The 23,826-nt window shown below is 35.6% G+C and carries 21 protein-coding genes, 1 other RNA gene and 1 pseudogene; 12 read left to right on the forward strand and 11 right to left on the reverse strand.

Annotated elements, in window-relative coordinates:
• Positions 1-75 precede the first annotated feature (75 nt).
• Positions 76-2,223 carry a hypothetical protein gene (locus ACPF63_RS02260; protein WP_426481838.1) on the forward strand — a complete coding sequence of 716 codons (2,148 nt, stop codon included), beginning with the start codon at positions 76-78 and terminating at the stop codon, positions 2,221-2,223.
• A 269-nt stretch (positions 2,224-2,492) separates the two neighbouring features.
• Here the strand turns inward: ACPF63_RS02260 and ACPF63_RS02265 are convergent, their stop codons facing one another.
• Genes ACPF63_RS02265 through ACPF63_RS02275 form a run of 3 tightly spaced genes read right to left on the reverse strand, consistent with a single transcriptional unit; the run spans position 2,493 to position 5,332 of the window.
• Complete coding sequence (locus tag ACPF63_RS02265; RefSeq protein ID WP_426481839.1) at positions 2,493-4,115, reverse strand: AMP-binding protein; 1,623 nt, start codon at positions 4,113-4,115, stop codon at positions 2,493-2,495.
• A gap of 58 nt (positions 4,116-4,173) precedes the next feature.
• Positions 4,174-4,848 (reverse strand): hypothetical protein, encoded by a 675-nt coding sequence (locus tag ACPF63_RS02270; RefSeq protein ID WP_047420793.1) that lies wholly within the window; start codon positions 4,846-4,848, stop codon positions 4,174-4,176.
• Entirely contained in the window at positions 4,841-5,332 is a 492-nt protein-coding gene (locus ACPF63_RS02275) for an RNA polymerase sigma factor (protein WP_426481840.1), read from the reverse strand. The genes ACPF63_RS02270 and ACPF63_RS02275 overlap by 8 nt, the downstream gene beginning before the upstream one ends.
• Before the next feature lie 159 nt (positions 5,333-5,491).
• On the opposite strand from ACPF63_RS02275, the gene rnpB reads away from it, so the two are divergent.
• The 4 genes from rnpB to ACPF63_RS02295 all read left to right on the forward strand — a co-directional run bounded on the left by rnpB (position 5,492) and on the right by ACPF63_RS02295 (position 7,711).
• An RNA gene (rnpB, locus tag ACPF63_RS02280) (RNase P RNA component class A) lies at positions 5,492-5,816 on the forward strand.
• A 177-nt stretch (positions 5,817-5,993) separates the two neighbouring features.
• Positions 5,994-6,524: a hypothetical protein gene (locus ACPF63_RS02285; protein WP_180564458.1), complete on the forward strand. Its 531-nt coding sequence runs from the start codon at positions 5,994-5,996 to the stop codon at positions 6,522-6,524.
• 22 nt (positions 6,525-6,546) lie between these two features.
• Positions 6,547-7,074, forward strand: coding sequence for a hypothetical protein (locus ACPF63_RS02290; protein ID WP_426481841.1), 528 nt, complete (start codon positions 6,547-6,549; stop codon positions 7,072-7,074).
• A 46-nt stretch (positions 7,075-7,120) separates the two neighbouring features.
• A complete protein-coding gene (locus ACPF63_RS02295) occupies positions 7,121-7,711 on the forward strand; it encodes a glycine-rich domain-containing protein (protein ID WP_077419201.1) in 591 nt (196 codons plus the stop codon).
• Between the two features lie 11 nt (positions 7,712-7,722).
• Here ACPF63_RS02295 and ACPF63_RS02300 read toward each other — a convergent pair whose 3' ends face one another.
• Positions 7,723-8,592, reverse strand: coding sequence for a polyphosphate kinase 2 family protein (locus ACPF63_RS02300; RefSeq protein WP_077419202.1), 870 nt, complete (start codon positions 8,590-8,592; stop codon positions 7,723-7,725).
• 270 nt (positions 8,593-8,862) lie between these two features.
• Positions 8,863-9,339, reverse strand: a complete 477-nt coding sequence (locus ACPF63_RS02305) for a DUF1573 domain-containing protein (protein WP_047386795.1) — start codon at positions 9,337-9,339, stop codon at positions 8,863-8,865.
• A gap of 128 nt (positions 9,340-9,467) precedes the next feature.
• Between ACPF63_RS02305 and ACPF63_RS02310 the strand changes: the two genes are divergently transcribed.
• The 7 genes and pseudogenes from ACPF63_RS02310 (at position 9,468) to ACPF63_RS02340 (ending at position 16,542) form a co-directional block, all read left to right on the forward strand.
• Positions 9,468-12,083, forward strand: coding sequence for a valine--tRNA ligase (locus ACPF63_RS02310; protein ID WP_426481842.1), 2,616 nt, complete (start codon positions 9,468-9,470; stop codon positions 12,081-12,083).
• A gap of 67 nt (positions 12,084-12,150) precedes the next feature.
• Positions 12,151-12,515 (forward strand): annotated as a pseudogene (locus ACPF63_RS02315) (GIY-YIG nuclease family protein).
• Positions 12,516-12,520: 5 nt separating this feature from the next.
• Positions 12,521-13,156, forward strand: a complete 636-nt coding sequence (locus ACPF63_RS02320) for a DUF4241 domain-containing protein (protein WP_426481843.1) — start codon at positions 12,521-12,523, stop codon at positions 13,154-13,156.
• Positions 13,157-13,223: 67 nt separating this feature from the next.
• Complete coding sequence (locus tag ACPF63_RS02325) at positions 13,224-14,114, forward strand: ribokinase (RefSeq protein WP_077419207.1); 891 nt, start codon at positions 13,224-13,226, stop codon at positions 14,112-14,114.
• A gap of 90 nt (positions 14,115-14,204) precedes the next feature.
• Entirely contained in the window at positions 14,205-15,050 is an 846-nt protein-coding gene (locus ACPF63_RS02330) for an alpha/beta fold hydrolase (RefSeq protein ID WP_426481844.1), read from the forward strand.
• The gene (locus tag ACPF63_RS02335) at positions 15,047-15,691 is read left to right on the forward strand and encodes an HD domain-containing protein (RefSeq protein ID WP_426481845.1); all 645 of its coding nucleotides are present in this window, start codon (positions 15,047-15,049) and stop codon (positions 15,689-15,691) included. Before ACPF63_RS02330 ends, ACPF63_RS02335 begins: the two co-directional genes overlap by 4 nt.
• Before the next feature lie 257 nt (positions 15,692-15,948).
• Complete coding sequence (locus ACPF63_RS02340) at positions 15,949-16,542, forward strand: hypothetical protein (protein WP_426481846.1); 594 nt, start codon at positions 15,949-15,951, stop codon at positions 16,540-16,542.
• Between the two features lie 52 nt (positions 16,543-16,594).
• Here ACPF63_RS02340 and ACPF63_RS02345 read toward each other — a convergent pair whose 3' ends face one another.
• From ACPF63_RS02345 to ACPF63_RS02370, 6 genes are all read right to left on the reverse strand, one after another.
• A complete protein-coding gene (locus tag ACPF63_RS02345) occupies positions 16,595-16,825 on the reverse strand; it encodes a hypothetical protein (RefSeq protein WP_077419211.1) in 231 nt (76 codons plus the stop codon).
• A 117-nt stretch (positions 16,826-16,942) separates the two neighbouring features.
• Complete coding sequence (locus ACPF63_RS02350; protein WP_426481847.1) at positions 16,943-17,833, reverse strand: DUF72 domain-containing protein; 891 nt, start codon at positions 17,831-17,833, stop codon at positions 16,943-16,945.
• 98 nt (positions 17,834-17,931) lie between these two features.
• Positions 17,932-20,070 carry a T9SS type A sorting domain-containing protein gene (locus ACPF63_RS02355; RefSeq protein ID WP_426481848.1) on the reverse strand — a complete coding sequence of 713 codons (2,139 nt, stop codon included), beginning with the start codon at positions 20,068-20,070 and terminating at the stop codon, positions 17,932-17,934.
• Between the two features lie 319 nt (positions 20,071-20,389).
• The gene (locus ACPF63_RS02360) at positions 20,390-22,048 is read right to left on the reverse strand and encodes a ribonucleoside-diphosphate reductase subunit alpha (RefSeq protein ID WP_047386822.1); all 1,659 of its coding nucleotides are present in this window, start codon (positions 22,046-22,048) and stop codon (positions 20,390-20,392) included.
• A gap of 54 nt (positions 22,049-22,102) precedes the next feature.
• Positions 22,103-22,393 (reverse strand): hypothetical protein, encoded by a 291-nt coding sequence (locus ACPF63_RS02365; RefSeq protein WP_426481849.1) that lies wholly within the window; start codon positions 22,391-22,393, stop codon positions 22,103-22,105.
• 112 nt (positions 22,394-22,505) lie between these two features.
• On the reverse strand, positions 22,506-23,480 hold the full coding sequence (locus ACPF63_RS02370; protein WP_047378790.1) for a ribonucleotide-diphosphate reductase subunit beta: 975 nt from the start codon (positions 23,478-23,480) through the stop codon (positions 22,506-22,508).
• Between the last annotated feature and the right edge of the window lie 346 nt (positions 23,481-23,826).

A 23,826-nucleotide genomic window follows, 5' to 3' on the forward strand; every position in this document is an offset into this window, starting at 1 on the left:
TACTGAATAAAATTCAATCCTTTATCCCGACATTTGGTTGATTAATCTTTAACTGAACCAATTAACCATTTGCTTATGTCAACAAAAACCGTTCAATTTAGTGTTGAAGTGAAAAATATGATCATCACTTCAGGAAGTTTCCAAGTTTTTGGAATTGTTGAAAATTTTATTGGCGCTGTTAATAACAAAACCTCATTTGAAAACAATACTTTCAGTGTTGAAATTAAAAATGCAGAATCAGAATATTACACTGTAACCGTTTGGGTGCATGAATATATCATTGAAGATACAAAATATAAAATTGAAGGCGAGCCCTTAAGTTTATTGGCAACTTTCTATCTTCCTGATGTCACTGCTCCTGTCATTGTAAATCCTGAATCCTCTATCGCTTCAATCTATACATTTGCACGTATGGCAAAAGTAGATGATAACGGAACAGTTCATATTACAGGTACCGAACGAAATATGAAAATTGCTTATGGGATGAAGAAGAATCTTTACCAAACAGAAGGAGTCATCGGGGCTATGATCAGCACATCACCGAATGGCTTTGAAACGAACAGTTATCCGATGTTCAACTCTTTATGTAATTTGTACTATTATTCTTTAACAAACCCAATCCTCAGTACAGGAAAACCTTTTTACAGACAGTTTTTGGATTATGCGTGGCATGAACCTTCTGAATCAAACAAAAATTTTCTTCAGGCTGTACGAAATTTATTACATGATCCTTGTAATAATGCCGATAATATTTATAAAATGCTTATTGGTTTGAAAGAAATTTACCCGGATTCATTAGTCTCAATGAAAAATATGACTGATGATCAAAAAATTCCTAATAACTGGACACTTACCTTAAAAAGTAATTCTTCGGGAGCTAAGAACTTTATTCCAAGTGGTGCTGCATTTGTTGTTTTTGATGCAGATGATAATGCATGGATCGCCAATAATTTCAGGGCCGGTTCTCCGGATTCCGGAACGCATTGTCCTGTTTATAAATACGATGCTACACCTGCTGATTTTTCTCCGGTTCAGGGTGGCGGACTACTTGGAGTAGCTTTTGGAGCTGCAGTGAGTCCGGATAAAAAATATATTTCCTTCGGTAACTTCGGCTGGGGTTCGGAATATAACAATCCACAAGAAGGAAGTATCTCCCGTTTTTATTATAAAGATGGAAAACCGGTAAGTCCTTCCAATGGTTTTACATTAGGACTTTCCAGGGTTCAGGGAATGGAATATGATAATCATGGAAATCTATGGATGGCTTCGGTGGGCTGCCAGGAACCTTTCGCACCTGCCAAACCGGGAGTTTATCCTTTTGAAAACGAACCGAGTGCAGTAGTTGTTTATCTAAAACCGGAAGATGGTGACTTTGGAAAGGGTCCCACAAAGGAATTAACTCTTATTTGTAATGAATTTCCCGTAAAAAGATCACAAAACTTACCTCCGTTACCAACCAAAACCCCTTATTTAAAAATATTTGATGTTATTCCTGATCATAAAGGATGTGCTTATGTTTCCTGTATCGGAAATTATGATAAAGATGTTCCTGAAAATTGTGCTTTTTCAGCAGTTTATAAAGTTGCAATTGAAGGAAATCAACTGGTGGTTACAAATAGCTGGTTCAGTAATTACTCTGAAAGTGCCAATAAGCAGGAAGGTTATGAATCACTTCGTCAGATTGCAATAAATGGTAATGGCGATGTTGTTGTGGTAGGAGTAAGCAGCAGCCGTGCCACAGTTCTTAGCAAAGACCTTTCAACCGTTTTGGGATATTATGATGTCAATACTTATGCTCCCTGGGGAGTTAAAATAGATAAAAACCACACTGTTTTTCTGGCTAATTTTGGTCATGAAACGGATTTTAAGAATAACCCTACGCTGGATATGCAGGGGCCTTTTGGAGTAACGATGCTTCGTAATCCGTCAAAACCGGAAACGGCAATGCTGCTTACTCTTCCTACAGGCGGTTCTGAGGTCACTTTAGCTAATGGATATCCTTTATATGGTACTCAGCGAAAACCAAAATTGAACGAATCAAAACACGAAGAGTTACAAATGCATTGTTATCAGCCAATCATGAGACTGACTTCAACAAATATTGACGGCGCCGGAAATCTGTGGTGTATGAACAACTGGAAACCGTCAGCCCTTGTAGATGTTTTTGATAATCCCGGTGGCGACGGAGTAGTCATTTTCCTTGGAATTGCAGAACCTGAATAAAGTACATTTCCATTTAAAAATAAAATGCTCCAAAAGGATAAGCAATTATTCAAAGCAAATTTATATAAAAAAACCTGTTTAAGCATTTTAAACAGGTTTTTTTATATGAATTGGTAAGTCTAAAATGCTTCTGGTGAAAAGCTCATATAAGACGAAAAATCAAACATTTTATAAAACTAATGTACTATTGTACATAAAGTTTGGCTCTAAAAAAACTTAAATATTTAAAACTTTTGTGTCTAAAATTATCAATGCAAATTGAGACATGCTCAATCTTTAAAACTGCCTAATTCTAACTCTTTCATAGAAATCTCCCGCATTTCTACTTTTCTTATTTTTCCGGAAATAGTCATGGGGAACTCATCTACAAACTTCCAGTATTTCGGTACTTTATAATGGGCAATTCTTCCTTTGCAGTATTCCTGAAGCTCTTCTTCTGTGATGGTAAATCCTTTTCTTACTTTCACCCACGCCATTACTTCCTCCCCGAATCTTTCACTCGGAACTCCAATGATCTGAACATCCAGAATGTTGGTATAGGTATATAAAAAGTCTTCAATTTCTTTCGGTGAGATATTTTCTCCGCCACGGATGATGAGGTCTTTTATTCTTCCTGAAATGGTAATATATCCGTCTTTATCCATTACTGCCATATCTCCGGTATGCATCCAGCGGGCATCGTCCAGTACTTTCTTAGTGTTTTCAGGGTCATTCCAGTATTTCAGCATGACAGAATAGCCTCTTGTACAAAGCTCGCCATGTTCTCCACGTTTCAGGGTTCTGCCATTTTCATCCACAATTTTTATTTCAAGATGATCCTGAACAGTTCCCACAGTACTTACCTGCTTCTCCAGCGGTGTTCCTATTAAAGTCTGGGTAGATACAGGCGAAGTTTCCGTCATTCCGTAGCAGATGCTCATTTCTTTAATATTCATCAAACTTTCTACCTTTTTCATAATCTCAGGAGGGCATACTGATCCTGCCATGACACCAGTTCTTAAACTTGAAAAATCATACGTATTAAAATCTTTTACTGCCAGTTCAGCAATAAACATGGTAGGAACACCATACAAAGAAGTACATTTTTCGTCAGAAACGGCTTTTAAAGTAATTTCCGGATCAAAACTGTCGTTTGGAATTACCATGCAGGCTCCATGGGCTGTGCAGCATATATTTCCGATAACCATACCGAAACAATGATAAAAAGGAACAGGAATACAGACCCGGTCTTTCTCAGTATATTTTAATCTGATTCCGATAAAATAACCGTTGTTGAGAATATTATGATGAGAAAGCGTGACGCCTTTCGGGAAACCTGTAGTTCCGGAAGTATATTGAATATTAACAGGATCATCAAACTGTACATGTTCTTCAAAACTGTGGAGAACTTCATCTGAAATATCCTGGCCGTTATTGACAAATGCTTCCCAGTTTTCATCAAAGAATATTTCATGTTCAAGGGTGGGGCATACTTCTTTGGCATACTCAACCATTTCTTTGTAGTTGCTGCTTTTATAACTTAAGGAAGAAAAAATGAAACGAACTTCAGACTGATTAAGGACATAGGTGAGTTCATGAGTCCTGTAGGCCGGATTGATATTGACTAAAATAGTTCCTATTCTCGCAGTGGCGTACTGCAAAAGAACCCATTCATAACGGTTGGATGACCAGATTCCGATTCTGTCACCGGATTTTGCTCCCAAAAGCAGTAAAGCTTTTGCAACGGCAGTTGTCTGATTGTAAAATTCCTGGTATGTAGCTCTGTAATTCTGATGAACACAGACTAATGCTTCCTGATGGGGATATTTTTCGACAGTACTTTTAAGATTGGCTCCGATGGTCTGTCCTAATAATGGAACCTCAGAAGTTCCATATACATAAGATAAGGGCATAGTTTAAGATTTGGTGGGCTAAAATTAATAATTATATCCCGAAATATGCCTATGTATATTAACTTTCCTGAGAATCTATTTCTTTAAGCTGTTTTAAATTTTTGTCAAGCTTTTTAATAATTGTACCATATACCAGTCTGTAATAAAGCCAGATCATGGATATACCTAATAAAGTACTGACAATAATTCCTACGATAATGATGGTAAGATTTGAGCCGCTAGGCTGTATATTCTGAGAATTTAAAGTGTAAAATATGAATGCAGTCAATACAAACGTGAATATCAACAATAATACAATGCTGATCAGAATAAAAGCATTCACTGTTGTTTTGAACTTAATAATTCTGGTGATAAGACCCTTCAGATTTTCCTCAATCTTGATTCTTCTGTAATTCTGGTAGAACTTCAATACAAAATATGCTGTGATCAATAAACTTAAAACTTTTATAGCTAAATAAGCATGGCCGAAGTTGTTTTCTACTTCCGGAGCTTCCTGAGCGCCTAATCTTTCCAGCATTTTGCGGAAGCTGTCTGATTCTTCTTCCGGGAAAAGATAAAACAGACCTAATACGGAAAAGAACAAAAATTCTACAACGCTGATCCAGAAAATATACTTTATGTAATTACGTGATTTTCTATTCAACATCTGGAGAATCTCCTTGTCGTCATATTTAGGCTGAACAGGTTGTTCCTGCCATGTTTTTTTTAAACTATCTAGATCAAATTCAGGCATATTTTTCCATCTGTTCTTTAAGGGTTTTCTTTAATCTGTTCATTTTCACGCGTGCATTGACTTCAGTGATACCGAGGTTTTCTGCAATATCCTTGTAAGGCAGATCGTCAAGATACATCATGACAATGGCTCTTTCTACATTAGGAAGAGTCTTGATTACAGTATACAAAAGTGATACCTGCTGCTGTTTTTCATCGTCATCTTCCACAAAATCCCTGTGGTTGATGTCCAGCTCATTCGTAGGAAGACTTTTGCTTTTTTTTCTAAAGAGGGTAATGGCCGTATTGAGCGCTACACGATACATCCATGTGGAAATCTTGGAATTCCCTTTAAAGGAATCATAGCTTCTCCAGAGCTGTAAAACAATTTCCTGGAAAAGATCCTCCTCATCTTCCAGAGAATTGGTATACAGGCGCGATACCTTGATAATCAGACCCTGATTATCCTTAATAAGCTTCGCAAATTCTTTTTCTCTGGAATCCATAGATATATAATGGCACGAAGATAATAATAAAGTGGTAATTGGTGAAAATTATAATGTAAAATCATATAAATGTGAAACAAAGAGAATTAACAGTTGAGATTTCTCTGCTGCCTTAGCTTTATCCACTTTCTTTGCGAAATTTATGTATCTTTGCATCCGCGAGAAAATCGGCTTGTTGATTTCCCGTTTTACGGGAGGTAGGAAAGTCCGGACACCATAGAGCAGCAAAGCGGATAACATCCGTCACCCGCGAGGGTAGGACAAGTGCAACAGAAAGCAAGTACAGTTCGGCTGTAGTGAAACCAGGTAAACTCTTTGCGGTGCAATGGTAAGTATATCGGTTCTTTTCAGTAATGGAAATAGGGGCGGCTCGTCCTGAAAACCGAGGGGTAATCAGCTCAAGTGTTGCAGCAATGTAATACGTAGATAAATAACAGGCACTTCTTCGGAAGTACAAAATCCGGCTTATAGATTTTCTCGTTTTTTTACAATATAATCTTCCTCAAATTTTATTCTTAAAATCAAATCTGTTTTCATAGTTATATGTGAAAAAGGGTATTGTTTTGTATAAGTCTAATATAAGACTTATATGAAACTAAATAAGACGAATAGGAAACTTTTATATTGTTCTGTTACCACACATTTGTATAAACAAATTAAAATGAGAACAGAAATCACATTACATTCAGTTCCTGAAGAAAAACCCGGATATATTCTTATTCTACTCTACATTGCCTTTGTATACGGATTGTTTTGGGTGATAGATCAATGTCTGGTTTATTTTTTCAGTGATGTTACCAATGTTATACTGATAAAGATTCTTAATAAGACGGTATGGATCGGGCTGATGTTTTTAAATTATTTGATCGTAAAACATTTCCTTTATCTGATTAGAAAACAAAGAAAACGTCCGGTTATTTATCCTGCTTTAACCATCTCAAAAGAAGGAATAACTTATTATCCGGAAAACAAAAAATCCGAATGGGGAAATATTTCAGAAATACAGATTATAGATTCTATATTGGCTGTAACTGTAGATTTTGATTCTGGAAAAGATTTTAAACTTAACCTTTTCAAGACAGATCTTCAGAAGCAAATGAAGCAGGAAGATTTTGAAAAGCTATTGGAATATCATTATAAAAAAGAAATTTATACCTATATTACTCCATCATCCTGTGGTTGTGGCTGTTAATTTTAATATATTAACATACAAAATGAAAACAGAAATCACTTTATATAAATCCAGACAAAGAAGACCAGGATATGTGGCGATTATTTTCTTTACGCTCATATCACTTGCTCTATTGGCTGCTCTTTGTGCAATAATCTATCTTTTGCTGACAAGTAATAGTTTTTTTAAATTTTTAATCTCGGCTATTGTACTTGTATTGATATCAGCCTTATTTTATGGTTCAGTAAAAATTTTAATCGGATGCATTAGGGAACAGAGAACGCCGGAAGAAAAAGCTGTTGAAATATTATCCATCACCAAAACAGGAATTTTTAACCATAAGAAAAAGCAGCAATTGATTTGGAACGAAATTTCTGAAATTCAGATTATTGATGCCGTTATTTCGGTGACAGTAGATTTGTATCCTGAAAAAGATTTTCAATTAAATTTAGGGGATACAGATGTTTATACGGATATGAACAGAGATGATTTTGCAAAATTACTTCAATGTCATTACAAAAAAGAAATTTATACCTATAATAGCCCTCCATCATGTGGATGCGGAGGTTGATTGAGTTTATATTAATACCTAGCATTACCATTAAAATTTTGACATCATGAAACCCGAATTTACTTCCGTTTTACTTGATAGCACACAGTTAGATTATGACCAGAATCCTTTGTGGGAAAGGATTTCATCGTATCAGATTGATCAGGCTCACGTCATCATTCCATTTTCCAGAAAATTAGCTCAGACTGAAGGGTGGACGAGAAGATTCTGTCTGCTTGCCATTGAAGAATATAAAAAGTTTGTTTATTTATGCTGTATCTCAAAAAACGGAGCCTCCCCTTCAATCGTAGTAGATAAAGTATGGCATATGCATTTGCTCTATACCACTGAATACTGGAAAGAATTCTGTCCGAAAATCCTGGAAAGAGAGCTGCATCATTTCCCAAATGTAGGTGGAATTAATGATTATCATAAGCATCAGGACTGGTATCTGGAAACATTAAAACTGTACATCAATATTTTCAGGCAAAATCCACCCGAAGTTTTCTGGCGCATTCCAAAGGAAATTATACCATTCCTATTACCTGAAAATGGGAATAAGATAAAAAATACCGGACAATTCACATGGAAAAAAACCTTTGAAAAATTACATTCAAAGGTCTTTAATTATATTCATCACAGATCGGTTTTGAAATAAGCCATGACTGATTATTCTCCCATTAATTGTGTTTTGGCCCGCTCTAGGTCTTCTTTGTCTTTATCCGAAAGGGTAGGATATTTGAGATTCATTTTTTCAAGAGTATCAATAATAATCTGGATAGCAGCCACTCTTGCAAACCATTTGTTGTCGGCAGGAAGTACATACCAAGGAGCATGATCTTTTGATGTTTCATTGATGGCTGTTTCATAAGCTTCCATATATTGATCGAATAATGCTCTTTCCGGAAGATCTGCTGCAGAGAATTTCCAGTTTTTTTCCTGTTCATTGATTCTGTCCAGAAGCCTTTTTTTCTGCTCATCCTTAGAAACATGTAAAAAGATCTTTACAACCGTTGTTCCGTTCTGTGAAAGGTGCTTTTCAAAATTTCTGATACTTTCATATCTGTTTTCCCAGAATTTATTGTCGAAATCTTTTACTGAAGACCATGTTTTTTCACTTAAATTATATTCAGGATGTACTTTACAAACCAGGACACTCTCATAATGGGACCGGTTGAAAATCCCAATCATTCCTTTCTGTGGCAATGCGAGATAATGCCTCCATAAAAAATCATGGGAATACTCTTTAGAACTTGGTGTTTTAAAACTGGTCACATTGCATCCCTGAGGATTCACCCCTCCGAAAACATGTTCTATCATACTGTCTTTTCCCGCTGCATCCATAGCCTGTAATACAACCAGGAGAGACTGGCTTCCGTCAGCATATAATCTTTCCTGCAGTTCACGAAGCTTTTCTTTCTCCTGAATCAGCATTTGTTCTCCATCTTCTTTGGTGAGTTTTCCTTTATAAGATGTTGAAGTTTTTTTTATTGAAAATTTTCCATTTACCTTAAAGTCATCTGAGAAATTGGTGTCCATATAATTAAAAGATTAAAAGATTAAAAGATTAAAAGATTAAAAGATTAAAAGATTAAAAGATTAAAAGATTAAAAGATTAAAAGATGTTGTTATTATAATTCAATAGGGGTGGTCTTTAGCTCAGCCATTTTAAGAAGGAATAAGTCCAAAGATTTCAGTAAATGTGATTTCCTCCCACCCATTATCTGTTATCTGCTGCCTTAACAAACATAAATGTAATAAAAAAACCGCCTCTATGGAGACGGTTTCTTTATTTTTTTTGAGTAGAGATTACTTCGCAGCAGCCTTTTTAGCTAGTTTAGCAGCTTTTTTCTCAGCTTTAGCAGCTTCTTTCTGCTCAGCAGGAGTCAATACTTTTGCCTCAGCTACAGGAGCAGGAGCATTAGCGTCTACATTACCTTTAATGTAGATTACACTTCTACTGTTTACAGGGTCATTAGAGAAAACTTCAATCATTTTGTTGAAACCTCCAGGAATAGCAGTGTTGTATCCAACTTTGATCTTAGCGGATTTACCCGGCATGATAGGATCTTGGCTGAACTCAGGAGTTGTACATCCACAAGAAGGCTTTACGTTTGAAAGAATCAAAGGCTTATCACCTGAATTCGTTACAGTAAAGAATCTCGTACCATCAGCATTGGGCTTAATAGTACCGTAATCAAAAGTTGTTTTATCAAATGTAATTGTTTGTGCAGATGCAATTGCAAATGTCCCGAATAATGCAATTCCTGCAATTAATTTTTTCATATTCTTGAATGTTAATACGTTTGTTAGATAAATTTTGTGAAACAAAGTTAAAAATTATTTTAATTCATGCTTAAAAATTTTTTTCTTTAGACTATTTTTGCAAATTGCAAGCCAAAGAAATAGAATTTATGCAGATTTCAGAAAAGTACAATCCACAGGAAACAGAACAGAAATGGTACAATTACTGGTTGGAAAATAAATATTTCCACTCAGAACCTAATGACAAACCACCATATACCGTGGTCATTCCTCCGCCAAACGTGACGGGGATATTACACATGGGACATATGCTGAACAATACCATTCAAGATGTTCTGGTCCGTCGTGCAAGAATGCGCGGGTTTAATGCTTGTTGGATTCCGGGAACAGATCACGCTTCAATTGCTACCGAAGCTAAAGTTGTTGCTAAATTGAAGTCTGAAGGAATCAATAAGTCAGATCTTACCCGTGAAGAATTTCTAAAACATGCCTGGGACTGGACTCACAAATATGGAGGTACCATCCTTGAGCAGCTGAAAAAACTGGGATGTTCTTGTGATTGGGACAGAACCCGTTTTACAATGGAAGATAATCTTTCAAAACAGGTCATCATAAGTTTCGTAGATCTGTATAATAAAGGAAAGATCTACAGAGGATACAGAATGGTCAACTGGGATCCTGAAGCCAAGACTAATATTTCTGATGAAGAAGTAATATTCAAAGAGCAGAACGGAAAACTATATTTCCTTAAATATAAAATTGAAGGCTCAGAAGAGTTCCTTTCAGTTGCTACTACACGTCCTGAAACTATTTTTGGGGATACTGCAGTGTGTATCAATCCTAATGATGAAAGATATGCTCACTTAAAAGGTAAAAATGTAATTGTACCGATTGTAAACAGAGTAGTTCCAATCATTGAAGACGAATATGTTGATATTGAATTCGGAACCGGAGCCCTGAAAATTACGCCGGCACATGATGTGAATGACTACGAAATCGGACAGAGACATCAGCTGAAAATGATTGATGCTTTGGATGATGACGGAAATCTTAATGAGCATGGATTACATTATGCAGGGAAAAACAGATTCGACGTAAGAAAGGAGATTGCAAAAGAACTGGAAGAAAAAGATCTTTTGCTGAAAGCTGAAGACTATGTAAATAAAGTAGGAACTTCGGAAAGAACAGGTGCGGTAATTGAGCCTAAAATTTCTGTACAGTGGTTCCTTAAGATGTCTGATCTTGCTAAGCCTGCTTTAGACGTGGTAATGGATGATGATGTGAAATTCTATCCTGAGAAATTTAAAAATACCTACAAACACTGGATGGAAAACATCCGTGACTGGAATATTTCCCGTCAGCTATGGTGGGGGCAGCAGATTCCTGCTTTTTACTACGGAACAGGAGATGAAGATTTTGTAGTAGCTGAAACCGCTGAAGAAGCATTAGAATTAGCAAAACAGAAATCCGGAAATCCGGAACTTACTCTGGAGAATTTAAGACAGGATCAGGATACATTAGATACATGGTTCTCTGCCTGGTTATGGCCAATGTCTGTATTTGAAGGACTTTTAGATCCAGAAAATAAAGATATCAAATATTATTATCCTACTTCTGACCTGGTAACTGCCCCTGATATTATTTTCTTCTGGGTGGCAAGAATGATCATGTCCGGGCTGGAATATAAAAAAGAAGTGCCGTTCAAGAATGTTTACTTTACAGGAATTGTAAGAGATAAACAAAGAAGAAAAATGTCCAAATCCTTAGGAAACTCTCCGGATCCTATTGAATTAATGGAAAAATATGGTGCTGATGGTGTACGTGTAGGAATTCTATTGAGCTCTGCAGCTGGAAATGACCTTCTTTTTGATGAAGATCTAATGCTTCAGGGAAGGAACTTCATGACGAAAATCTGGAATGCATTCCGTTTGGTCAATATGTGGAATCACGAAGATAAATCTGCAATTGCTACAGATCACCAGGCTATTGAATGGTTTGAAAATAAACTGAACAAAACAATCGTTGAAATTAATGATCAGTTTGAGAAATTCAGAATTTCTGATGCGCTGCATTTGATCTATAAATTAATTTGGGATGATTTTTGTGGTTGGTATCTTGAAGCAATCAAGCCTAACTATGGAGAGGGAATTTCTAAAGAAGTATATAATAAAACCATCTATTTCTTTGAAGAATTGATGAAGCTGCTTCATCCGTTCATGCCATTCCAGTCTGAAGAAATCTGGCAGTTGATTTCTGAAAGAAGTATTGATGAAGCGCTTGTTATTGCTCAGCAGAAGGATGCGGATAGCTTTAATGAAGGAGTCATTAAAAACTTTGAAATCACAGCTGAATTGATTTCTGGAGTTAGAAATTACCGCCAGACAAAAGGAATTTCGCCAAGAGAAACTGTTGAGGTATATACCAATGCTTCTGAATTTGCGAATGAAGCCGTAGTAAGAAAATTGGCTAATATTTCTGAGATCCATTTTGGGCAGAAAACAGATAAGCCAAGCTTTACCTTCCTGGTAGGAGCAACTGAAGTTTCTATTCCTTTAAGTGAAAACTTAGATTTAGGAGAAGAAAAAGTAAAAACTGAAGAAGAATTGAAATATTTAAAAGGATTCTTAATTTCAGTAGATAAGAAACTTTCCAATGAAAAGTTTGTTGCCAATGCTAAACCAGAAGTTGTAGAAGTGGAACGTAAGAAGCAGAAAGATGCTCAGGATAAAATTGCGATCCTTGAAGAGAAACTGAAAAGTTTGTAAAAATTGCCTAATAATAGGTTAATTTGTCGGAATGTCAGGCTGAGCGGAGTCGAAGCCTTTTTGAAAGATGAAACAATATTTTGTATATATTTTAAAATGTTCCGATAATTCCTATTATACAGGAGTTACCAATGATATTGAATTGAGATTTTCTCAGCATCAGTCAGGAAAATTTCCTGAAAGTTATACTTATAAAAGAAGACCGGTTGAGCTGGTCTTCTTTTATCTGTTTAATGATATTTTCAGGCAATAGCATTTGAAAAACAAGTGAAGGGCTGGAGTCGTAAAAAAAAGGAAGCAAGTATAAATGATAATTGGGATAAACTGAAAGAACTATCTATTTGCCGGAATGACGGCCACGCGGATAATTTTAAAGATAAAAATCCTGAAGGCTTCGACTCCGCTCAGCCTGACACTGAAAATAAAGAATAAATAAAATGACACATATAGAAAATATAAAAAAACTATTCTCGAAGGATTTTGTAGAAAATCCATTGTTAGAAAGTTTTGAAGCAGGAAAGATTTATCTTTCCAGTGGAAAGCTGGTTGCCTGCGATCCATTAATCACGAATGATATGCTTCCTTTCACCACAGAATTTCCGAAGGGAGATTTTTCTGTGATAGTGCATAAAGAAAGAGACAGCAACTGTGTGGCTTATGCCGAAATTATATTCAATAATTCTGAAATTAAAGAATGGAAGCTGGCAACCACAGCAGGGCAGAATATAAAAGATCTGGCAAAAGAAGAAATTTTTGGATATCCTGTAGAAAGTGGGATGGGATGTTTTATGGATGTTGATACTCAAAATAGCCTCAACGAGCTTGAACAGAGATTATATCAAAACAAAGGCGGAGATTTTATGGGAATCTATGAAGAATTTTTCCATGAGTATTTCTTTGATGAAAATGGAGCTATTGACCAATATGCGTTCCTAAAACCTGCAAAAGAACATCCCGGAACTATATTTGCTTTTGAAACCGGATATGGTGAAGGATTTTATGCCAGTTATATAGCATATGATCAAAATCAATTACCAGTGAAAATAATTACTGAATTTATAGAAATAAGTTAACTTAAAATTAGTTACTTTTGGAACACGATTTTGTCAGTTATAAATTTTAAAGCTAATACAAAACACAATGAATTTCTCATCAGAACAACCCCGAATTATTGTTGTGGGCAGCTCATCCATAGATTTGGTTCTTGAAACCGAAAAACTTCCTTCACCCAACGAAACGGTTTTAGCCGTTAAGTCAGATAGCTATTTTGGGGGTAAAGGAGCCAATCAGTCGGTAGGTACTGCCAGACTGGGGGCAAGTGTGTATTTTATAGGATGTGTGGGAATGGATCCCCTTGGGCAACAGATTATGAGAAATCTGGTAAGTGAAAATGTGAATGTAGGTTTTGTACATGAAACAGATAAAGATGCTACAGGAACAGCCTATGTGACGACTTCTCACGGTAATGCAGCTATTGTTGTAGTGCCGGCAGCCAATAAATATCTTAGCACATCACATATAGACGAAGCTGAAAAGTATTTTAATACGGCAGATCTTGTACTGGTACAGCTTGAGGTCTCTATGGAGGTGGTAGAGCATACCGTTAAAAAAGCCAAGAAATATGGAAAAAAAGTAGGTTTATATGCTTCTCCCGCAATGAGAGTCAGTGAAGAAATTTTAGAAAAGGTTGATTTTATTGTAGCTAAGAGCAACGAATTATATACCATTTTCGGAGAAGAAAAAAGGGAAGAGGTTCTTAAGAAATATTTCAATAAAGTTTTTGTAAGAGATGATACCAACTCGACTATTTATTTTGATGGTACTGAGATGAAATATTACAGAAACGACAAAGATGAGAAAGTTTATAAAATGGGAATGGGTGATGCATTTACTTCAGGATTTGCTATCGCACTTTGTCATGGAAACTCTATTGAAGAATGTGTAAAGTTTGGAAATGAAGTTTCATCAAGAGTTTCCGGCGGTAAAGGTTCTCAGACAGGGCTGCCAAGAATGTCAGATTTCTTTTCTTAAAACTATTTACGACATATCAAAAGTTTGAAACTTAACATAAAAATATAAGTAAAATGTCCACTTTTATAGTGGATTTTTTCTTTTTATACTATGGAAAAACTAATACTTACCACAGAAGATCATATCTCTCTGGCTGTCCATCTCTTTAAACCGGAAGAAAGTAATGGAAAACTGTTGCTGATCAATTCGGCAACAGGAGTAAAACAACAGGTGTACTTTTCTTTTGCCAGTTATTTTTCTGAACAGGGATTTACAGTGATTACTTATGATTACAGAGGAATAGGACTTTCCAAGCCGAAAGATATGAGGGGATTTCATGGTTCAATGAGATTGTGGGGTTCAAAGGATTATAAAGCTTTAACCCAATATATCAAAACAAACTTTAAAGATCACAAAAAGTATTGCTTAGGCCATTCTGTAGGTGCTTTGATTCTGGGAATGAATGAAGATTCGGAAATATTTGAGGAATTCTTTTTTGTTGGAACACAAAATGCTTTTGTCGGCAATCTTAAAGGGATGACAAAAATTGAAGCCTATCTGGGGTTTGGAATTGCCCAGCCATTAACCACTTCATTATTAGGGTATTTTCCTGCACATTGGTTTGGACTGGGAGAAAGTCTTCCAAAAAATTGCGCATATGACTGGAGAACCTTAATTTTAAACAAGAAATCAACCAACAAACTGTTGGAGAAAATTGATAACTTTTCTAAAAATTTGACACAAAAAGTATTTGTAATCCGCGCAGAAGATGATATCTGGCTGACAGAAAGAGGCGTATTGAGTTTATTAAATAATACCTATCCTAATCTTCAACCAACGTACAGACTGATCGCTGTTTCAGAATCTGATAAAAAAGAAATCGGACATGTCAATTTTTTTAGAAGTTACAATAGAAAACTTTGGGATATTATTTTAAATGAACTGATAGATAAATGAAAAGTACGATTGAAAACACAATAGCATTTGTAAAAGAAAAATTAGAAGGAGCAGAGGCAGGACATGACTGGTTCCATATTGAAAGAGTCTGGAAACTGGCTGTTCAAATAGCAGAAACAGAAGATTGTGATAAAGAGGTGGTAGAACTGTCTGCTCTTCTTCATGATATTGCAGATCCTAAATTTCATAACGGTGATGAAACTATTGCTCCCAAAATATCCAGGGCGTTTCTTGAAGAGCAGAATGTTCCCGAAGAAACAATCCTGAAGGTTTTATTTGTGATTGAAAATATTTCATTTAAAAACAAAGATCAGGCACCGATAAATCCACCTGTTGAGCTTAAAATTGTGCAGGATGCCGACCGTATTGATGCAATAGGAGCTATTGGAATTGCCAGAACATTCAACTTCGGAGGCTTTAAGAACAACCTGATGTATCACCCGGATATGAAACCCAAACTGGGAATGTCAAAAGAAGAATATAAAAAATCAAATGGCACAACCATCAATCATTTCTACGAAAAATTATTACTTCTGAAAGAGATGATGAATACTGAAAAAGGAAAAGAAATGGCCGAAGAAAGACATAATTATATGTTGAATTTCCTCGACCAGTTTTATAAAGAATGGAATGTAGATTAGTAATAAACTGATTATAAAGATTGACACACTATTTTACATCATAATCAGATATTCAATTTTATATTGATGTATTTCCCAAACATAGCTATCCATACCCATGTTGTAAGACTTTCATGTGTCTGGATAGTTTTTTTATGCAGTAAACTCTCTAAATATCAAAGAAACTAAGTCTCAAAAACATTTTGCACTGTAGTTTAAAATTAAAAAAATAACCTCTGATATAGATAAAATAGAGATAAGAAGTATCTTTGTAAAATATGACACTCATTATTTTTATAATATTTCTGGCTTCTGTTCTTTCTCTGGTCCTGTTTAAGGTAAAATCAGGAAGTATGGCAAAGTGGGCGAAGCTGTTCCGTATTGTAACAGTAGTTTTTTCAATTTCTGTTTTTACGTACTGGTTTATCAAGAAAAGTGCTGTGGCATTTGTGGATAATTCTGTGGGACTGCAGGTTATCAATAAGCTTCCTCAGGCATTGGATTTTTATCTGATCAATGTAAATAAAACCGATAAAAATACAACCCTTGAGCCTAAGCATATTGGCAAAATACGTCCGGAATACTACAGGATAGAATACCTGAAAATGGATAAGTCTGATGAATACTGGATCGTAGGCTATCTCGGAAAGAAAAACCTTGTGTACTTTTCCCAGCATTCCGTACCGAATAAAAATATTGATCAGATTGTGGAGGTACAGAATTACATCAACCAAAGTATGAAACTCTCTGAATCGGCAAAAAAACAGGTAGATGCCTATAATTATGAGAATACAAAACTGGGGATCTGGATTGCACTGGATTTTCTGCTTCTGTTTCTCAATCTGGTATTGCTTCTGAAGAAAAATAAATAAAAAAATAGGTAATGAGCCTTTTTAGAGTACTCATTACCCATTATTATTTCTGCTAAGGATAATCCAGGATTTGCATGATTTGTTCCTTGAATTCCTCAGGACAGGATCTGATAAGTTTGTCTTTACTTTGTTTACTGATTTCTTTGGAGGTAATCCATTCCGTTTTATTGGAATTAAGACTGTGATGATCATATACTCTTTTTATGGTACTGTTCTCATAAAAGATATATTCATTACCAAGCCAGTTACTGGCAATACTGATTTTGCAAATTTCCTTTTCCATGATTTATGTTTTAAAGCATAATGTATCGTGAGATACATTACACTCTAATTTATGAAATTTTTCGTTATGAAAAAGAAGTTTGTTTTAATCTTTTATCGCATTCCTGCTTTATATTATCTAAAATAATGTTCCTGTACTCTCCGTTGCCATTTGTGGAACATGAATGGCGGTTTTCCATTCTTCATTCAGTTTCTTGATGAAATAGGCGGATAATAGAGGAGAAGCTTTTTCAATATTCTGGTGTACGAAAAAGTAGAGATTCTGGAGACCTTCTTTTTTCCATTTTGTGAGATGCTTCAACCAGTCATCCAATCTTTCATAGTCACTTTCAGCATTGGCTCCTACGTAACGGATAAATGCATTAGGCGTAGTAAGACGCATATGGAGCATATCTCTTCTTCCGGCAGTATCTACGATGATATTGGTGATGTTATGAGCTTCAAAGAGGTCACAGGTTGTATTGAGGATTCCCTCATCAGTAAACCATTCCGTATTTCGGAGTTCTATAGCTAAAGGAACTTCTTTAGGCCATTCTTTTACAAATTTTTCCAGCCTGTCATAATCCTTGGGTTTAAAATTGTCATGAAGCTGAAGAAAAGCCATTCCCAGCTTTTCATCAAAATTGATTACTGCCGAAGCAAAATGAGTCACCGGATCAGTCACATCAATCAGTCTTCTGAAATGGGAAACCGTATTGGTGATCTTGGGGAAGAATTTAAAATTATCAGGGGTTTTTTCTTTCCATGTTTTTACCTGATCTGGAGTGGGCATTCCGTAGAAAGTAGCATTCAGTTCAATAGAATTAAACTGAGTGGCATAATAGGTCAGTTCATCTTTAGTTCCTTTGGGGTAAAATCCTTTAAGATCCGTTTTATTCCATTTTGCGCATCCGATAGAAATATTTTCCAGTCCTTTTTTATTAAGAGCCAGCATATCCTTGGTTTTAGGATGATCTTTTGGTAAGGTAAAATCTATTTTTGATGGGTCTTCTACTTGTCCGAATTTCATATCTGTAGTTTTGGTATTAAACAATAAACACAAATATAAACCAAAAAAATCATAGAATTTTCTATGATTTTTAATGGAAATAATTGTATCGAAATTACTTATTTTTTAATAATTTTTTTCGTAACCTGAGTCTTATCAGTCGTGATTTTTATGATATAAACAGCAGTAGGATAGCCTGAAAGATCAATACTTACATTAGCTTGATTGAAGTTTCTGTCCAAAAGAATCCTTTCTTGAGAATCAATAAGTTTAATATTTTTTATAGGAGTATCAGAGCTGATTTGCAGGATGTCTTTTACCGGATTAGGGAAAACTTTGATCTGTTTTGTCTTGATGCTTGGATTGTCGCTCTTCAGGAAAGAATTGCTGCAGTTTGTGGTGAATGTGACATCAGGGTACATTGTCTGAAGTTCATTCAATTGTGCATCATCCACGCAAACTGATAAATTAGAGTTGTTATTGGTAAACTCAATGAAATCTTCTATTGAACCATTTCTCAGATTAGCAGAATTAAGATTAGACATATTCCATAAAGTAACAGATTCCAGATGTGATGATGTGGAAAGATCAAGTTGAGTAATCTGAGGACAGGTATTAAAATATACATTCTTCAGATTAATATTATCGGAAGTGTTGATCTGGGCAAGCAAAGGCAGATTTGCCAATGTCAATGATTCTAAATTCGTATTATTTGAAGTATTGACTGAAGCAAGGAGATCATTGTAAGAAAGGCTTAATGATTGCAGAGAAGCACAGTCTTTGGTGTCTAGAGCGGATATTTTTGTATTGCTTACCACAATATCTTTAAACCCGGTACATTGGCTGAGGTTGATTTCTCCTAAGTTCGAGAACATAGCCCCGATTGATAAATTCTGCAAGCCTGGACAGTTTTCTAAATCGAGTTTTTTTAATTCATTATTATTGTCGAAAGCAAAATTTGTGAGTGCAATACAGTTTTTAGTGAAAATGTTCTGAAGATTGTTTGCGCCTTGTGTCCCGTTGGTTATAAAACGATCTGTTTTTAAGGTATGCAGATGGGAAAGGTTATTGGTGTTTACCGTATTCATATATCCGCAGGAATTGGTAAGATCAATGCTTTCCAATTTTTGGGCAGCACTGAAGTTGATAGTATTGGTGATCTTTTGATTGAAAGCTTTCAGGGTTTTTAGTTTTGGAAGACCCGCAAGGTTTAAGCTATTTACATCTCCGAAATAAATTCCGGAAGTGGTAGAGTATAGATATCTGTTATAGAAAGAACAGTCTAATTCTTCAAGATTAATCAGTCCTGCCGTACTAAAATCAATAGATGGTGCATTCAGTCCCATTATTTTCTTTAAGGAAGAGCAACCATTAAGGTTTACATTGGAGAAATATGACCCTGTTGATTCATAATGATCCGTATCGGCAATGATTTCCTGCAGGTTTATGCAATTATTGGCAGTCAGCTCAATATTCTGTTCTGAATTGCCTGAAGAGGTGAAACCTCCTGTTACTGATATTCTAGTCAAAGTATTCAGATTAGGAACGACAATCTTTTCCAGAAATTTACAGGAATCAAATGTAAGAGTTTGAATACTGGAATTTTCAATATACAATTCTCTAAGCTCTGCGGAACTAATCAATGCATCATTGTTTATTTGATGGCAGTTTTTTATCCTTAAGCTGTTTTCATCAGGATACCATGGGTTACCGGAGATCTGATAGGCGATGATATCGGCAATATTCTGAATCCCTGAGCAGTTATCAAAAGAAAGGTTAATAGGAGAAGCCATATATTGACCTCCCTGTGATAAGTCATAATAAAAAGGTCTTCCCTGTACTTTTTTGATTTTAGTGTTGTTTGTAAAGCTGATGTTGGCAGTCTTGGTATTCCAAAAATAAAGTTCCTCGAGATTGGGGAACAGTAAAGCATCCGAAATCCCGTCCGGCAGGTGGCTGTTATAATATGTACTATTGATATTATTCGGATCAAATGGGCTGCCATTAGGATCAATATACATTTGGTCAGAATCTAACCTGATTGTCAGAACTTTAATCTGTTGCGCTTCTGAAGGCTGGATTTCTCCATCTCCGTTACTGTCTATGGCAATAGAATTACCATTAAAGTCTTGTGCAATCTGGTTAGTTGTATTTGAGCTTAGAAGTAAAGCTTTAAATTTTGAATCAGAAAAGTTCAGATTCTGGGAGTAAGCGATAGAAAATCCGCTTACCCATAAGGTAATTAAAAGTTTTTTCATATTTGAGTTTTAGTTATCAGATAATATTACAAATCCCTTTGTGTACAATCAGATGTTGTAAATATAATTTCTTTTTTTGAAAAAAATCCATTTTAGATGTCTGTAGATTTATTTCTTGGTTTTAAGTAATATTTATTAATAAAATGGTGTTATGGCTTAGTTTTATTTATTTAATATTGATTTTTAATGTCAATTTTTAGTCTTGAAGAAAGGATTTTCTCATTGTTATCTTGGAAAAATGACCTTCAAAAGTTCTGATAAATAAAAAAGCACACTAAAAAGTGTGCTTTTTTAAATATAGCGTGCTTATTACTTGATCTTATGCTTCACAGCTTGAACATGACACGAAGTTAACCATCATTTCTTTTGAAACAGATGAACTTCTTTGGTAGTAAAGTGTTTTTACTCCTTTTTTCCAAGCTTCAATATAAAGGTAGTTAACATCTTTTACAGGCATTGTAGAAGGAATCTGAAGATTCAGTGACTGTGCCTGGTCAATGTATTGCTGTCTCTGTGCTGCCTGAGAGATGATTTCCATTGGAGAAATTTCTTTGAATGTTTTGAATACTGCCTTTTCTTCAGGAGTAAGCTCATTCAGGTGCTGTACAGATCCATGGTTGAGCATGATTGTTCTCCATGTTTCTTCGTTATCCAATCCTTTTTCTTTCAATAATTTTGCAAGATATTTATTCTTACGCATAAAGTTTCCTTTAGCAAGACCTGCTTTATAATAGTTGGAAGAGAAAGGCTCAATTCCCGGAGAAGTCTGTCCTAAGATTGCAGAGCTTGAAGTGGTAGGAGCAATAGCCATTGTTGTGGTATTTCTTAATCCGTATCCTTTCAATACTTCTGGTTCTCCATAGATGTTGGCAAGCTCTCTTGAAGCCTGCTCAGCCTGATCTTTAATATGTCTGAATGCTCTTGCGTTGAACTGAGTTGCCTCAAAGCTTTCAAACGGAATCATATTTTTCTGTAAATAAGAATGGTATCCTAAAACTCCTAATCCAAGAGCTCTGTGACGCATTGCAAAGTTTCTTGCTCCCTGCAGGTAATAGTTCCCTTCAGTTTTGTCAATAAACTCGGATAATACAGCATCAAGGAAATATACTGCTAATTTTACAGCATCTGTATCTTTCCACTCATCATACAGTTCAAGGTTCATGGAAGACAGACAGCAGATGAAAGATTCTTCCATAGTAGATGGAAGCATGATTTCAGAACAAAGGTTACTTGCATTCACCGTCATTCCTAAATCTTTATAAACCTGAGGTTTATTTCTGTTTACGTTGTCTGTGAAGAAAATATATGGAAGACCTTTTTGCTGGCGGCTTTCCAATACTCTTGCCCAAACTTTACGTTTCTCCATATCACCGTCTATCATGTCCTGCATCCAATAATCTGGTACACATACTCCGGTAAACAGGTTCTGAATCGGGCTACCAATATCTTTAATAGATAAAAATTCTTCTATATCTCCGTGGTCAATATCTAAGTAAGCAGCAAAAGCACCTCTTCTTACTCCTCCTTGTGAAACAACGTCCATAGCCGTATCAAAAAGCTTCATGAATGAAACTGCTCCTGAAGACTTTCCGTTATCAGTAACAGCGGTTCCTCTGTTTCTCAATTCTCCAAAATATCCTGAAGTACCCCCTCCGATTTTAGTCTGCATGATTACTTCACCCATTTTGTGAGTAATCCCTTCAATACTGTCCGGAATGTGAGCGTTGAAACATGAGATAGGAAGACCTCTTTCTGTTCCCATATTTGCCCATACAGGAGAAGAAAAACTGATCCATCCTTTTGTAATCATTTCTTTGAATGCCGGTTGAAGTTCAGGTTTGTATAACCTTTTTGCAGCAGCAGTGGTAATTCTGTCGATAGCACCATCTACCGTTTCACCTTTCAACAGATATCCTCTGTTCAGCATCTGCTCAGACTCTTCATTGAGCCACCATATATTTGAATTTTGCTCTTCCATAGATGTTATATTTTCGAATTCCGGAATGAGAGAATCACTCCGGAATTTTGTTTTTTATATTATTGATTGTAAAATTTCTACTTTGTGGGAACCGTTCAGTCCGCTTTCATCTCTTAATCTCTGAAATTCTTTAAAAGACGGAACATTCAAAACTTCATGCTGAACTTCTTCGTTGATGTAGTTTGAATAATGTACAAAAGTAACACCATCTTCCTTTACATAGACTTTATATTCAAAAGTGGAAGGATCTAAATTCTTGAAATCTTCCAGGAACTTTTGGATATTGGTTTTATTGTTTGGAACAAATTCGGGGTTTACCGTATAGCTTACTATTACATTGATCATTTCTTCTGTACTTGTGCTTTATTATTAATTGAACAGCAATTCCACTTATTAATCAGAAAAGGATCATCCTAATACTGACTGCTTTGACGCTCGCTTCGCTCGCGCCTCTGTATTAAAACAAATCGTTTGCTGTAATACTCTTGTCGTGCTTCGTATAGTCTACAGGTCTTTTTGCAAAGAAATCATCTAATGAATTGGCAAAAACTTCCTCCTCGAACCATACCATTGGCTTGTATTGTTCAGGGGTGATGTTGTACCTTGTTTTCATGTTGATTTTCTTCAAACTGTCATCCACACGGTATTTCATGAAGTTTAACAGGTCTTCCTTAGAAACATTGTCGATTTCTCCTAATTCAAAGATCCAGCTAAGAATATCTCCTTCTCTTGCGATAGACTCGTCTACCAAGGTGTAGATATCTTCAATATCGCTGTCTGTTAATAAGTCAGGTTGTTCCTCACGTATTTTGTTGATCAGATAGATTCCTGCATTCGCGTGAATTTGTTCATCTACTGAAGTCCATGCAATAATATTGGAAACATTTTTCATGAACCCTTTGAATCTTGTAAAAGAAAGGATGATGGCAAACTGCGAGAAAAGAGAAACATTTTCCACTAAAATACTGAATAACAATAAAGCAGAAACATATTCTTTCGGAGTAGCAGAATTCGCATGCTTTAAAGCATTTCCTAAAAACTCGATTCTTCCTTTTACAGCAGGAATTTCGATAACGTTAAGGAATTCGTCATTATATCCTAATACCTCTAATAATCGGGAATATGCTTCAGAATGACGAAACTCGCATTCTGCAAAAGTAGATCCTAATCCATTGAATTCCGGCTTTGGAAGGTGGTTGTATAAATTCCCCCAGAATGTCTTTACAGACACCTCGATCTGTGCAATGGCTAACAGCGCATTTTTCACAGCGTGCTTTTCATGTGGTTCTAACTGCGAATGAAAATCCTGAACATCTGCAGTAAAGTCCACTTCCGAATGCACCCAGAACGATTTGTTGATTGCCTCTACAAATTGAAGAACCTCCGGGTATTCAAATGGCTTATAGCTTACTCTTTTATCAAAAATTCCCATATTAAATATCTTTATAATTAAATAATTTAGATCTCTGTGGATAACGTTCCGGAAATACTTAACTTTTTGTTTTTCTGCATATTGTGAAATAAAGTTATTCACTTTCGCAAAATCATATTTCTTGTAAAGAACTAATAGCAAAGTTCGAAAAAAAGAACTGATTTTGAAAGGGGTAAATACTAATAGGCTGACTTTTAGCCTGAAAAGTTTTCCACATTTACATGAAACGGGCTAGAATAATAGGCTAGACCACTATCTTGAGGATAAATACATGGAAATCTAGAGTTACAGTTAAACAAAAGTATATAAAGTATTATTAATAAAGGTTTAAAACATTAAACAAAAA

The sequence above is a fragment of the Chryseobacterium sp. R2ACT005 genome (assembly GCF_049949215.1).
GTDB lineage: Bacteria > Bacteroidota > Bacteroidia > Flavobacteriales > Weeksellaceae > Chryseobacterium.